This window comes from Zobellella denitrificans, from assembly GCF_002407485.1.
Classification (GTDB): domain Bacteria; phylum Pseudomonadota; class Gammaproteobacteria; order Enterobacterales; family Aeromonadaceae; genus Oceanimonas; species Oceanimonas denitrificans.
Map to the genome: position 1 here is coordinate 1,361,322 of NZ_CP012621.1, position 14,155 is coordinate 1,375,476.

Sequence of the window (14,155 nt, forward strand, 5' to 3'; positions counted from 1 at the left end):
TTTCTCATAAAAAAAGAGAAGCATTCATGCAAGATCCGAACTTGGGGATGGATCCCCTGCTGGCCAGCCTGGTGTTTCTGACCAAATTTTACGGCCACCCCCACCAGGGGGAAGCGCTGATCTCCGGGTTGCCCCTGCCGGAAGGGCGGTTGACGCCGCTGCTGTTTTCCCGGGCGGCCGAGCGGGCCGAGCTGGCGGTGCATCATGCCGCCCAGGCGATCGAAGAGATTTCCGAGCTGTTGCTGCCCTGCATTCTGCTGCTGAAGGAAGGCGGCGCCTGTGTACTGCTGGCGTCCGAGCCCGAGCAGGCCCGCTGCAAGGTAATGCTGCCGGGCACGGAGGAGGGCGAGCTGTGGCTGCCGCTCGAGAAGCTCGCGGCCAGCCATACCGGACGGGTGCTGTTCACCAAACCCAGGTTCCGTTTCGACGAACGTTCGCCCAAGGTGCTGGAGCATCACGACGGCCACTGGTTCTGGGGCACCCTGTGGCGCTCCGCTCCCATCTACCGGGATGTGCTGACGGGCTCGCTGCTGATCAACCTGTTCGCGGTAGTGACGCCCCTGTTCACCATGAACGTCTACGACAAGATAGTGCCGAACCTCGCCTTCGACTCGCTCTGGGTGCTGGCCATCGGCGCCGGCATCGTCTTCCTGTTCGATTTCATCATGCGCATGTTGCGCAGCCATTTTATCGACGTGGCGGGCAAAAAGTCGGACGTGCTGCTGTCCGCCCGGATCTTCGCCAAGGTGATGGGCATGCGGATGGAGGCGCGGCCCCCGTCCACCGGCGCTTTCGCCAAGCACCTGCAGGAGTTCGAGTCGGTACGGGATTTCCTGACCTCGGCGACGGTCTCCGCCCTGGTGGATATTCCCTTTGCCCTGCTGTTTCTGCTGATCATCTGGATCTTCGCCGGCCAGATGGTCTGGGTACCCATACTGGCCATACTGTCGCTGGCCCTGTTCAGCCTGCTGGTGCAGGGGCCCCTGAAGCGCAGCATAGAAGAAGGTTCCCGGCTGGCGTCCCAGAAAAACGCCAACCTGGTGGAAGGCATTGCCGGGCTGGAAACCATCAAGCTGTTCGGCGCCCAGGGCACCTTCCAGCATCGTTGGGAGCAGGCGGTAAGCCATATCGCCAGCTGGGGCATGAAAACCCGGCGGCTGACCAACAGCGTTTCCACCCTGGCGAACGTGACCCAGCAGGTGACCACCGTCAGCCTGATCGTGCTGGGGGTTTACCTCATTGCCGCCGGCGATTTGTCCATGGGCGGACTTATCGCCGCCGTCATGCTGAGCAGCAGGGCCATCGCGCCCATGGTGCAGATGTCGGTGCTGTCCACCCGCTACAACCAGGCCAAGTCGGCCATGACCATACTGGAGCAGATCATGGCGGCCCCCGACGAGCAGGAAACGGGCAAGCGTTATATTCACCACCCGGTGTTTGCCGGCGATATCCTGTTCGATCAGGTATCGTTCAGGTACCCCGGCTCCGAGCACGATGTGCTGAGCGGCCTGACGCTGCACATCAAGGCCGGCGAGAAGGTGGCCGTCATCGGTCGCATCGGCTCGGGCAAGACCACCCTGGAGCGGTTGATCGTCGGTTTGTACAAGCCCACCGCCGGGGCCATCCGCATCGATGGCATCGACATCGGCCAGCTACAGCCGGCGGCGCTCAGGCGCAACATCGGCTGCGTGCCCCAGGATGTGAACCTGTTTTTCGGCTCCATCCGCGACAATATCGTCATCGCCAATCCCCTGGCCGATGAGAGCCTGGTGTTGCGGGCGGCCCAGCAGGCGGGGGTGACCCTGTTCACCAACCAGGATCCGGATGGCCTGGACAAGCAGGTGGGCGAGGGCGGGCGCCAGCTTTCCGGTGGCCAGCGCCAGGCGGTGGCCATCGCCCGGGCCCTGCTCAATGACCCCGTCATGCTGGTCATGGACGAGCCCACCTCCAACATGGACAACCGCTCCGAGCAGTATATCCGCCAGGAGCTGGCCAGGCTCAAGCCAGAGCAGACCCTGCTGCTGATCACCCACAGAACCTCGATGCTGGAGGTGGTGGATCGGCTGATCGTGCTGGAGCAGGGCCGGATAGTGGCGGACGGCCCCAAGGAGCAGGTGCTGCGGCAACTTCAGTCCGGCAAGGTTCGCGGCCGGGAGGTCAGCAATGGCTAAGCGGTCACTTCCCCCCGAATTGCTCGATTACACCAGCGACACCGCGGCGGCGATCCTGCTCACCACGCCGCGCGGTGCCCGGGCCCTGTTGTGGTGCATGCTGCTGTTTGTGTTCGCCGCCCTGATCTGGGCCCGCTTTGCCGAACTGGAGGAAGTGACCTCGGGCACGGGCTCGGTGATCCCCTCCCAGCAGATCCAGGTGGTGTCGAACCTGGAAGGCGGCATAGTCCGGGAACTCTATACCCGGGAGGGGCAACAGGTGGAGAAGGGGCAACCCTTGCTGCTGATCGACGATACCCGCTTCCTCTCGGATCTGCGGGAGCGGGGCCAGGAAATCGCGGCGCTGCACGGCGACGTGCGACGGCTGGAGGCCGAAGTGGCCGCCATGTCGATCAATGAAGACAGCAGCCTGGCCTGGCGGGAACAGGTCCGGATAGTGGGGAGTGTGCTGGCGTTTTCCGACGACTTCCGGCAGCAGTATCCGGGCCAGGCCGAAGTCCAGCAGGCGCTGTTTGAAGAGCGTCTGGGGTTCGTACGGAACCAGCTGTCAATCCTCGGCAACCAGATAGAGCAACGGGAGCAGGAGATCATCGAAACCAACGCCAAGGTGCGTACCCTGCAACGCGGGGTATCCCTGGCGGCACGGGAGGTGGACATGAGCCGCCCCCTGGCCCGGGAAGGCATAGTCCCCCAGGTGGAGATACTGCGCCTGGAGCGCCAGCTCAACCAGATGCAGGGTGAACTGGAATCGACCCGGCTGCTGCTGCCCAAGCTGGATGCCTCCTTGCGGGAGAATATCTTCAAGCGCAAGGAAGCGGCCCTGACCTTCCGCTCCGAGGCCCAGCGTGAACTCAGCGAACGCCGCAACCGGCTGGCCCAGTTGCAGGAGGGAGAAGTCGGCCTGCAGGACAGGGTGCGCCGGACCTCGGTGACCTCGCCGGTCAAGGGCACCATCAAGACCCTGAAAGTCAATACGGTTGGCGGCGTGGTGCAGCCGGGCATGGATCTGGTGGAAATCGTGCCGCTGGAGGACACCCTGCTGGTTGAAGCCCGTATCCTGCCGAAAGATATCGGTTTTTTGCGGCCGGGCCTGGAGGCAATGGTCAAGTTTACCGCCTATGATTTCACTATCTACGGGGGGCTTTTGGGCGAAGTGGAAAAAATCAGTGCCGATTCCATCCAGGACGATGAAGGCAATACCTTTTTTCTGGCGACCATCCGCACCCAGGAAAGCTTTCTGGGCACGGAAGAGGCTCCTTTGAAGATCATCCCCGGTATGCAGGCGGGGGTCGACATTATAACAGGCAAAAAAACGGTACTGGATTACCTGTTAAAACCCATATTAAGAGCAAAACAGGGCGCTCTGCGGGAGCGCTGATTTTAAAAGGGAGTAATAACAATGAAAAAAACGACTGTGGCCGTTCTGGTCGGCGTATCCCTGGTGCTGCCGTTGCAGGCGCAGACACTGGAGGAGGCGGTGACCCACACCCTGATGACCCACCCCAAGGTCAAGGAAGCCTTTCACCTCTACCAGGCCCGGCAGTATGACCAGGATGAAGCCTTTGCCGGTTATTTGCCCAAGCTGGATGCCAATGCCGGCATCGGTTACGAATATACCGACAGTCCGGGCACCCGGGACGGCGGACCTCGTGCCGACAAGACCCTGACCCGCAAGGAAGCTGGCCTGTCGCTGCGCCAGATGCTGTTCGACGGCTTCAAGACCTCCAGCAACGTCGGCCGGACCCAGGCCGAGGCGGACGCCCAGCGCTATACGCTGTTGTCCGATGCGGAGAACATCGCGCTGCGGGTGGCGGAAGTGTATCTGGAGGTACTGCGTCAGGATGAGATCGTCGAGTTGTCCCGGCGCAATCTCGAGACCCATGAGCAGATCTTTTCCGACATTCAGCGCCGTACCGACTCGGGCGTGGGCTCCACCGCCGACTATACCCAGATCCAGGGACGGGTCGCTCGTGCCTATTCCAACATGACCGCGGCGGAAAACAACCTGCGGGATGCCCAGAGCAGTTTTATCGCCCTGGTGAACCAGATGCCGGATGACTTGCGCCAGCCCCAGCCGGACGCCAACTTCATGCCGCCGACCCTGGATGATGCCCTGGCCAAGGCCCAGGAAAACCACCCGACCCTGACTTCCGCCGCCTTCGACATCGACGCGGCCCGTTACCAGCACGAAGATGCCAAGGCCGGTTTTTACCCCAATGTCAGCCTGGAACTGGACAAGAACTGGGATGACGATATCGACGGGGTGCGTGGCCACAATTACGACTTCACCGCCATGGTGCGCATGCGTTACAACCTGTACAACGGCGGTGCCGACGTGGCCCGCAGCCGCTCCACCTCGGCGCTGGAGATGCAGGCCAAGGACATCCACATGAATGCCCATCGCCAGGTAGGCGAAGGCACCCGACTGGCATGGGCTGCTTATGAATCCCTTGGGCGGCAGAAGGACTTCCTGCGCCAGCATGTGGAGGCGAGCTATAACACCGTGGACGCCTACAAGAAGCAGTTCTCGCTGGGCAATCGTACCCTGCTTGACGTGCTCAACACCGAGAACGAACTGTTCGAGGCTCGCCGTTCCTACATCAATGCCGAATACGATCAACTGCTGGCGGAGTACCGCATCATGAATGCCACCGGCCAGTTGCTGGAGGCGTTGCGCTTTACCCAGCCCGAACAATGGCAGGCCAAAAACTGAACATAAGGAGATACACGATGAAAACATGGACTATTTTGGCCCTGCTCTTGCCCCTGGCCGCCTGTACCAGCCTGACCACCGAGCCGGAACGGGAAACGGTAGCCGCCTATGATCTGAGCGACGCGGATCGGGATGGTGTCATCACCGCCCGGGACAACTGCCTGGATACCCCGGTGGGCGCCTCGGTAGACAACGACGGCTGTCACAGCGGCGAGAGCCAGGTATTGCAGCAGGATTTGATCGTGCTGTTCGCCCACGACAGCTCGGTGATTTCACCCCAGTATCAGGCCGAGATCGAGCGGATGGCCGCCTTTATGGCGGAAAATCCGTCGCTCAGGCTGTTGCTGGAAGGCCATGCCAGCCAGGTCGGCAGCCACGACTACAACATCGCTCTGTCCAAGCGGCGGGCCGAGGCGGTCCGGCAGGCGATGATGCAGGCGGGCGTCGGCGGCGAGCGGCTGGAGATCATCGGCTATGGCGCCACCCGGCCCGTGCTGATGGGCGAGGATGAGCAGTCTGCCGCCGCCAACCGGCGGGTGGTTGGCGCCCTGGCCAGTGCCCGGGACGGGGTGAGGATGCGCTGGAACGTGTACAGCGTTGAACGCTGAGCCTGATTGCTGTTGATGAGGCGACTGCTTTCCCTGCTGGCTGGGCTGGCATGGCTGGGTCTGGTGCTCGGCCTGCCGGCCCAGTCGTTGTTGCGGGAAGACGAAAATATGATTGCGGCGGTGCGCCAGTTTTATGGCGAGCCGGCGACAACGCGTACCCAGGCATGGCGGCAACTGGTCAGGGAAGGACAGGCCGCGGGCTGGAGTGAACGGGAGCGACTTTCCCGGGTGAACATCTTCTTTAACCGCCTGCACTTTATCGACGATATCAAGTTGTGGGGCAAGGAAGACTACTGGGCGACCCCGCTCGAATTTCTGGGGGCGGGAGGCGGTGACTGCGAGGATTTCAGCATCGCCAAGTATTTCACCCTGCTGGAGCTTGGCATCGACGACAGCAAGTTGCGTTTGGTGTACGTCAAGGCATTGCGCTTGAACCAGTTTCATATGGTGGTTGCCTATTATCCGACACCGTCGTCGGTTCCCTTTATTTTGGACAATCTCGAGGGAACCATCCGGCCGGCGACGGAGCGCCGCGATCTTGAGCCCATTTACAGTTTTAACGGTCAGCACCTGTGGCTGATGCGGGAGCGGGGACAGGGTGAGCTGGCGGGGCAGGCATCACGATTGTCGCTTTGGAATGATTTGCGTGGCCGGGTCGATGTGAAACGACTGCAGCGCCCCAAAATCAATTTGGACAGATAACTATGACTTTATACCGCCAACTATTGGTAACCATGCTGTTGCTTTTTGCCATGCTGTTCATCACCGCCTATTCGGTGCAGTTCAGCTCTACCCGGAACTACCTGGCGCAGCAGCAGCAGACCACGGTAATCAACACCGTAACCTCATTGGGGCTGGCCCTGACGCCCTATCTCGAGACCAGTGATACCCTGGGAGCCGAGTCGGTGATCAACGCCGTGTTCGATGGGGGTTTTTACCGTCGGGTCCGGCTGGATCTGCTGGCCGCCGACCAGCAGATTATCCGGGAACATACCTCATTGCCCCGGCGGGTGCCGGCCTGGTTTGTCAACCTGGGGTTGTTCGAGGGGGCAAAATACGACGCCGTACTGACCTCAGGCTGGCTGCAACTGGGCCACTTGTATGTTGAAGGTCACCCCGGCCAGGCCTATTACGAACTCTGGCAGGGGATGAGCCGGCTGGCCACCTGGTTCCTGGCCTGTTTTTTGTTGGTGTGGGGGCTGCTGGTATTGGCCCTGCGTTATCTGCTGAAGCCCTTGCACGATATCGAGAAGCAGGCCAGGGAAATTGAACTGCACCATTTCGGCAAGGCCATTCCATTGCCCGCAACCCGTGAGTTGCGGGAAGTGGTGGCAGCCATCAACAATATGGCCGGCAAGCTGGAGCTTCAGTTCAAGGAGCAGGCGGACGAGGCGGAGCGGCTGCGGCAAAGGGCGTTTCTGGATGAAGCCTCGGGGCTGGGTAACAGGTCCTATTTTGTCTCCCAAAGCCAGTCCTGGCTCGGGGAAACCGGCGGTGGCACCGTGATCCTGATATCCGTGGACATGCTGGAGTCGCTTTATCAGGAAGAGGGGTTTGCTGTTCGTGACGAGATGATCAGGGCGGTTGCCGGCAGCTTGCGCCAGCTGTGCCGGCGTTTCGGTGAACATGCCCTGGCCCGGCTCTCCGCCTATGAATTCGCGATGCTGGTTCCGGAAACCGATGGAGAACGGCTGGGAATTCTGGGTGAAGAGATCAATCGCTCTATCGCCGATCTGGTGGTGGATCCGGTCAATGGCCGTGACCTGTCGGTGGTAGGAATGGCGGTGATTCAATCAGGGGACAACGTCAGCCAACTGCTGACCAGGGCCGACAATGCACTGAACAAGGCGCGCATGGAACATACCGGTGCCGTGGTGGTGGAGCATGGCAGGGCTGAAGACGGCCTGGGGCGACTGGCCTGGAAGCAACTGGTGGACGAAGCGCTGGCGGAAGACAGTTTTGAATGCAGTGTCCAGGCGGTGCTGGATTTTGATGGCAAGCCTTACCATGAGGAACTGTTCATTAGCATTCGCAAGGATGGTGTCGTCTATCATGCCGGCCACTTTCTGCCGGTGGTGGAGCAGTTCAAGCAGGGGGAGCGCTTGGATCTTCATATCATAGGCCGGGCCCTGGCGCTGTTGGCGGAGCGTCCGCAGTTAAAATTGGCGGTAAACCTTACCCGGCAGAGTTGTCATCAGGAAAGCTTCTGGACGGCCCTGACCGAGATGCTTGAGCAGTACAAGGAAGCCGGGCGCCGGCTGGCGTTGGAGCTGCCGGAAAGTGCTTTTGCCTCCGGCAAGGACATACTGGTGTCGCCCTTGGCCTCGCTGAAGGTGGTATGGGGCATCGATCACTTTGGCCGGCATTTTGACCTGTTGACCCAGTTGGGGGAACTCAGGCCCCATTATGTCAAGCTCGACCACGGTTATACCAGCCAGGTGGCGGAGCCCGGCTTCGACGATGCGTTCCTGGCGGCGGTTTGTCGTGCGGCCCACAACATGGGAGCGGTGACGATCGCTACCCGGGTGGAAACCGAGCCGCAAGTCCGGTTGCTCAAAACCCTGCATGTGGATGCCTATCAGGGCTTTATCAGCCCGCCTCGCCAGCTTCCCTGATCCTTCTAATTTTTCGTAGATAGCGGCGATTCCCATTGCGGGAATCGCCGATTTTTTGTGTAGGAAACCAACGGATTTCCGCCCTAGCCTTAAGGTATTACAGGCGAGAATTAGGGAAGAGAGCCATGGAAACCACCCGTATCGAGAAAGCAGTTCAAATTCTGGAACTGGAAGGCCGGGCCTATGTGATAGGCCAGGATGGTACCCTGCAACTGGTGGCACCGGGACAAATCCTGTTGCCGGGCACCCTGCTGGTGACCGACGAGAATACCCGCATCGTCTATGACGACAATCCCGAATTACCGGCGGAAGCGGCCCAGGTTCCCATGGACAACGATACCCTGGCGGAGGTGGATGCCATCCAGGCGGCCATTCTGGCCGGTTTGGATCCGACCGAACTGTTTGAAGCCCCGGCGGCCGGTCCCGCCGCCGGGCCTGTTGCCGCCGGCGTGGCCGGGCTGGGTAGCGGCAACGGCGGTTTCGTGGTGGTGGACAGGGTGGGGGGCTTTGTCCAGCCCGAGGCCGGTTTTCTTACCGCCTTCAATCCGCTGGCCTTCGAAACGGTCGATACCCTGGATCTGCTGCTGCCGGCCGATGAACCTCTGCCGCCCAATTCCATTCCGACCATAGTGATCATTCCCCAGCCGCCCACCGATCCGGAGGGCCAGCCCCAGTTGCCCGGTGTGGACGGCGCCTTTTCCTGGGTGAGCGAAGCCGGCCTGGAAGGGGGCAGCAAGGCCGGCAATGGCCAGCATGTTACCCAGGGCATCATAGCGATCAATACCGGTACCGATGCGCTGGCGGCCCTGGAGGTGCTGGTACAGAACAAGGACGGCATCTGGATCAATGTGACCAATGGCGGCGTAGTGGAAGGACTTTACGGCACCCTGGTGATCAACCCCGACTTTACCTGGATCTATACCCTCAACGCTCCTGTAGCTCATGAGAACGAGGGGCTGGTGTTCGATCAGGACGTGCTGAGCGATGTGTTCCAGATTAGGGTGACCGACGACGATGGTGATAGCGCCAGCGCCAGCCTGGATATCTTTATCCTCGACGATGGCCCGCTGGCCGAGGACGACAGTGCCACCCAGGTGGAGGAGAATGCGCCGATCACGGTCGAGGTGTTCGACAACGACAAGGAGGGGGCGGACGGTGTCGATCTGGCCAGCGGTGTGGCGCTGGTGGAGGGCAGCCTCACCGGCAGTGGCAGCCTGGTGTACAACAATGACGGCACCTTCAGCTATACCCCGGCGGCGGGCGAGGAAGGCGAGGTGAGCTTCCAGTACCGTCTTACCGACGGGGATGGGGACAGCGCCACGGCGACCGTGACCATCACCCTGCAGGGTGACTCCAAGCCGACGGTATCGGTGCTCTTGGCCGAGGGGGACGATGGCGTGGTGTGGGAATCGGCGCTGCCGGTCATCGGCAGTGGTGGTGGTGACCTGACCGCCTCCGGTTCGCTGGATATCAATACCGGCAACGATGCCCTGGACTTTATCGAGGTGCAGGACAAGGACGGTAACTGGATCAAGATCGACGCCGACGGCACCTTGGTGCAGGGGGACTACGGCACCCTGTCGGTCAATACCGACGGCAGCTGGACCTATACCCTGGCGGAGCACAGCCTGGACCATGACGGCATCGACCAGACCGGTGGCGCCGACCAGGTACAGGACCAGTTCCAGGTGCGGGTGACCGACGACGACGGTGACGTCTCGCCGGAGGCGACGCTGGCGGTCCTGATCAACGATGACGGCCCCGTGGCCGAGGACGACAGTGCCAGCCAGGCGAATGAAAACGAGCCGGTCACCATTGACGTGTTCGCCAACGACAAGGCGGGGGCGGACGGTGTCGATCTGGCCAGCGGCGTGGCGCTGGTGGAGGGCAGCCTCACCGGCAGTGGCAGCCTGGTGTACAACAATGACGGTACCTTCAGCTATACCCCGGCGGTGGGCGAGGAAGGCGAGGTGAGCTTCCAGTACCGCCTTACCGACGGGGACGGGGACAGCGCCACGGCGACCGTGACCATCACCCTGCAGGGCGACTCCAAGCCGACGGTATCGGTGCTCTTGGCCGAGGGTGACGATGGCGTGGTGTGGGAATCGGCGCTGCCGGCGGGCAGTGGTGGCGGTGACCTGACCGCCTCCGGTTCGCTGGATATCAAGACCGGCAACGATGCCCTGGACTTTATCGAGGTGCAGGACAAGGACGGTAACTGGATCAAGATCGACGCCGACGGCACCTTGGTGCAGGGGGACTACGGCACCCTGTCGGTCAATACCGACGGCAGCTGGACCTATACCCTGGCGGAGCACAGCCTGGACCATGACGGCATCGACCAGACCGGTGGCGCCGACCAGGTGCAGGACCAGTTCCAGGTGCGGGTGACCGACGACGACGGCGACGTCTCGCCGGAGGCGATGCTGACCATCCAGGTCAACGATGACGGCCCCGTGGCCGAGGACGACAGTGCCAGCCAGGCGAATGAAAACGAGCCGGTCACCATAGATGTGTTCGCCAACGACAAGGCGGGGGCGGACGGCGTCGACCTGGCCAGCGGCGTGGCGCTGGTGGAGGGCAGCCTCACCGGCAGTGGCAGCCTGGTGTACAACAATGACGGCACCTTCAGCTATACCCCGGCGGCGGGCGAGGAAGGCGAGGTGAGCTTCCAGTACCGTCTTACCGACGGGGACGGGGACAGCGCCACGGCGACCGTGACCATCACCCTGCAGGGCGACTCCAAGCCGACGGTATCGGTGCTCTTGGCCGAGGGTGACGATGGCGTGGTGTGGGAATCGGCGCTGCCGGCGGGCAGTGGCGGCGGTGACCTGACCGCCTCCGGTTCGCTGGATATCAAGACCGGCAACGATGCCCTGGACTTTATCGAGGTGCAGGACAAGGACGGTAACTGGATCAAGATCGACGCCGACGGCACCTTGGTGCAGGGGGACTACGGCACCCTGTCGGTCAATACCGACGGCAGCTGGACCTATACCCTGGCGGAGCACACCCTGGACCATGACGGCATCGACCAGACCGGTGGCGCCGACCAGGTGCAGGACCAGTTCCAGGTGCGGGTGACCGACGACGACGGCGACGTCTCGCCGGAGGCGATGCTGACGGTCCTGATCAACGACGATGGCCCCGTGGCCGAGGACGACAGTGCCAGCCAGGCGAATGAAAACGAGCCGGTCACCATTGACGTGTTCGCCAACGACAAGGCGGGGGCGGACGGCGTCGACCTGGCCAGCGGCGTGGCGCTGGTGGAGGGCAGCCTCACCGGCAGTGGCAGCCTGGTGTACAACAATGACGGCACCTTCAGCTATACCCCGGCGGCGGGCGAGGAAGGCGAGGTGAGCTTCCAGTACCGTCTTACCGACGGGGACGGAGACAGCGCCACGGCGACCGTGACCATCACCCTGCAGGGCGACTCCAAGCCGACGGTATCGGTGCTCTTGGCCGAGGGTGACGATGGCGTGGTGTGGGAATCGGCGCTGCCGGCGGGCAGTGGTGGCGGTGACCTGACCGCCTCCGGTTCGCTGGATATCAAGACCGGCAACGATGCCCTGGACTTTATCGAGGTGCAGGACAAGGACGGTAACTGGATCAAGATCGACGCCGACGGCACCTTGGTGCAGGGGGACTACGGCACCCTGTCGGTCAATACCGACGGCAGCTGGACCTATACCCTCGACACCAACAGCCTCGAGCATGACGACCCGAATGCCATCGGCACCGCCGACCAGGTGCAGGACCAGTTCCAGGTGCGGGTGACCGACGACGACGGCGACGTCTCGCCGGAGGCGACGCTGACGGTCCTGATCAACGACGATGGCCCCAGGGTGCAGGCTGACAATGCTCAAGATATTCAAGTGCAACTGGACGAGACGGCGACGACCAGTGGTGTGGCGACCATCGACACCGGCGCGATAGTGAAAGGAGATGATCCCGATGTAGAGGGCAGTGGCTATATCAGCCGGGCCCAGAGCGAGGGGGCATTGGTGACCTTGACCGATGAGGCCTTTGGTGCCGATGGTCCGGCGTCAGAAGACTCCCTGGTATACGCATTGACGGTGATCCAGGCGGAATCTGGGTTGAAAGTGACCGATGGTGCACCGATCAGCCTGGTGCTGCTGGCCAGCGGTGTGGTGGTCGGGGTGGTGAACGGCGGTGACTTCGACGGCCAGGCCGCCTTTGCCATCCATGTCGACGTCGCGACCGGGGTGGTGACGGTGGAGCAGTACCTGTCGCTGCAGCATCCGGACGCCACCAATCCGAATGATGCGTTGCCATTGGCGGCGGGGGCACTGGGGATGACGGTGACCCTGACCGACGGCGACGGCGACAGCGTCACCAGCGCGGTGGTGGATGTGTCCGGGCAAATCTCTTTTAAAGATGACGGGCCAGCCAACTTCTACCCAGAGGGGGTTCATGTGGTTTTAGGGGTGGAAGAGCCTTTGCCTACTACCATCACCAAATCACTGAACTTTGCGGAAAATGCTGGAGCAGATGGTGTGGGTTCAGTCGTCTTTTCTATAGTAGATGGACAAGCCTTGTTGGATGAGAATGGCAACCAGCTCTATATGAATAATAAACCTTTGTTTTTGTTTTATAATGGAAGTGAAAATAATCTGAAAGCCATGACGCAAGACGGAGAAGTGGCGTTTAATGCGGAAATAAATGCTAGTGGGGATATGTCCATCACTATGTTCTCCGGAAGCTTAATAAGTAGCTCTATAATGACAACGGTAACGGATTTGTCCGGTGTCGGCGGCGGTAATATTCCATTTAAGGGGTTGAATATAGGGAGTAAGCAAAATCCGGATCCTGATGCCAGTAATGATGTTTTGGTTACTTCCGAGATCATGCCATTGGATGACGGTGTTTTTGGGACTGTTAATAGCAATGCCAATACTTTAGGTGTGGGTACAGGTAACAATTTAACAGCTGGCGAGATTATTCGCTACGATCTGGTGACTGGGCTAAGTGTTAATGATCAGAAAAATAGTGAAAGCTATAGTTTTGAGGGCTATCAGCAAACATTTTCCTTTCTCCAGAATATCACTGTCTCAGGAAGCAACAAGGATGCAGACTTCAAGTTGCGTATTTATGCTGCCAGTGGTAGTGCTACCAACGCAACTAGCAGTATGGTGGGGGCGACAACAGATAAGCAGTTGTCGCTCACGGTTGATGAAATTATTATTTACGATGATAAGGGAGTCGTTCAGGATAATGAAAATCATGTGGCGCAAGATGGTGATGGTGTCATCATATATAATCTTGGTAATGGCTGGAGTTTTAAAATAGTTAGTTTTGATGAAGAAGGAAATGCGGAAGCCTTTAATGCCATTGAGATAGAGGCGGTTGAGTCGGCGAGTGGGGTTGTTGATAATGATAATGTCAGCACGGATTTCAAACTGGGCTCTTTTTCTTTTGGTCAGTCTTCCGAGCTTGAAGTCGTTACTTTTGAACTGCCCGTAACAGGATTTGATGGAGATGGTGATTCCGTCAGCAGTACCATTAATGTGACGGTTTATCCTGATATCAAGAGTATTGAAGGAACGAATGATGATAACCTTCTTACTGCCTCTGATGACGGAAGCTATCTGTTCGGATATGCCGGTAACGACATTCTTATTGGCGGTGCCGGCGATGATATCCTGATAGGCGGTTTGGGCAATAACACCCTGACCGGGGGAGACGGGGCGGATATTTTCCGCTTTATCGAGGCCGACGCCGGCTCCGTCAATACCATCACCGACTTTGAAAAGGGGATTGACCAGCTTGATCTGAGCGAACTGCTCAATGGCGAGGAGTCCGGAAACTTGAACGACTACCTGAACTTCAGCCTGGATAACGGCGATACCCTGCTCACCGTCTCGCCTGGTGGTGACGGCGGCAATACCCAGGTTATCCGCTTCGAGAACCAGGACCTGCTGGCGGATTACGGTGTCAACAGCAGCAGCGCACTGATCAACGCCATGCTGGACGATCAGTCGCTGATGGTGGACAAGTCATGACGGCGGGGCTCAGGTAAAGGCGAGG

The 14,155-nt window shown here is 60.2% G+C and carries 7 protein-coding genes; all 7 read left to right on the plus strand.

The window, feature by feature from the left end:
- Window positions 1-26 precede the first annotated feature (26 nt).
- The 7 genes from AN401_RS06500 to AN401_RS06530 all read left to right on the plus strand — a co-directional run bounded on the left by AN401_RS06500 (window position 27) and on the right by AN401_RS06530 (window position 14,130).
- On the plus strand, window positions 27-2,171 hold the full coding sequence (locus AN401_RS06500; protein ID WP_096778842.1) for a type I secretion system permease/ATPase: 2,145 nt from the start codon (window positions 27-29) through the stop codon (window positions 2,169-2,171).
- On the plus strand, window positions 2,164-3,549 hold the full coding sequence (locus tag AN401_RS06505; RefSeq protein WP_096778843.1) for an HlyD family type I secretion periplasmic adaptor subunit: 1,386 nt from the start codon (window positions 2,164-2,166) through the stop codon (window positions 3,547-3,549). The genes AN401_RS06500 and AN401_RS06505 overlap by 8 nt, the downstream gene beginning before the upstream one ends.
- Before the next feature lie 21 nt (window positions 3,550-3,570).
- Window positions 3,571-4,884 carry a TolC family outer membrane protein gene (locus AN401_RS06510; protein WP_094037911.1) on the plus strand — a complete coding sequence of 438 codons (1,314 nt, stop codon included), beginning with the start codon at window positions 3,571-3,573 and terminating at the stop codon, window positions 4,882-4,884.
- A 17-nt stretch (window positions 4,885-4,901) separates the two neighbouring features.
- Window positions 4,902-5,492 (plus strand): OmpA family protein, encoded by a 591-nt coding sequence (locus tag AN401_RS06515; protein ID WP_096778844.1) that lies wholly within the window; start codon window positions 4,902-4,904, stop codon window positions 5,490-5,492.
- 15 nt (window positions 5,493-5,507) lie between these two features.
- Entirely contained in the window at window positions 5,508-6,194 is a 687-nt protein-coding gene (locus tag AN401_RS06520) for a transglutaminase-like cysteine peptidase (RefSeq protein WP_096780314.1), read from the plus strand.
- Window positions 6,195-6,196: 2 nt separating this feature from the next.
- The gene (locus AN401_RS06525; protein WP_096778845.1) at window positions 6,197-8,107 is read left to right on the plus strand and encodes an EAL domain-containing protein; all 1,911 of its coding nucleotides are present in this window, start codon (window positions 6,197-6,199) and stop codon (window positions 8,105-8,107) included.
- A 125-nt stretch (window positions 8,108-8,232) separates the two neighbouring features.
- The gene (locus AN401_RS06530) at window positions 8,233-14,130 is read left to right on the plus strand and encodes a retention module-containing protein (protein WP_096778846.1); all 5,898 of its coding nucleotides are present in this window, start codon (window positions 8,233-8,235) and stop codon (window positions 14,128-14,130) included.
- Window positions 14,131-14,155: the final 25 nt, after the last annotated feature.

Bases quoted from the DNA above. Each gene is read 5' to 3' on its own strand.
- AN401_RS06500 (WP_096778842.1), top strand. From the start codon at position 27: ATGCAAGATCCGAACTTGGGGATGGATCCCCTGCTGGCCAGCCTGGTG.
- AN401_RS06505 (WP_096778843.1), top strand. From the start codon at position 2,164: ATGGCTAAGCGGTCACTTCCCCCCGAATTGCTCGATTACACCAGCGAC.
- AN401_RS06510 (WP_094037911.1), top strand. From the start codon at position 3,571: ATGAAAAAAACGACTGTGGCCGTTCTGGTCGGCGTATCCCTGGTGCTG.
- AN401_RS06515 (WP_096778844.1), top strand. From the start codon at position 4,902: ATGAAAACATGGACTATTTTGGCCCTGCTCTTGCCCCTGGCCGCCTGT.
- AN401_RS06520 (WP_096780314.1), top strand. From the start codon at position 5,508: ATGAGGCGACTGCTTTCCCTGCTGGCTGGGCTGGCATGGCTGGGTCTG.
- AN401_RS06525 (WP_096778845.1), top strand. From the start codon at position 6,197: ATGACTTTATACCGCCAACTATTGGTAACCATGCTGTTGCTTTTTGCC.
- AN401_RS06530 (WP_096778846.1), top strand. From the start codon at position 8,233: ATGGAAACCACCCGTATCGAGAAAGCAGTTCAAATTCTGGAACTGGAA.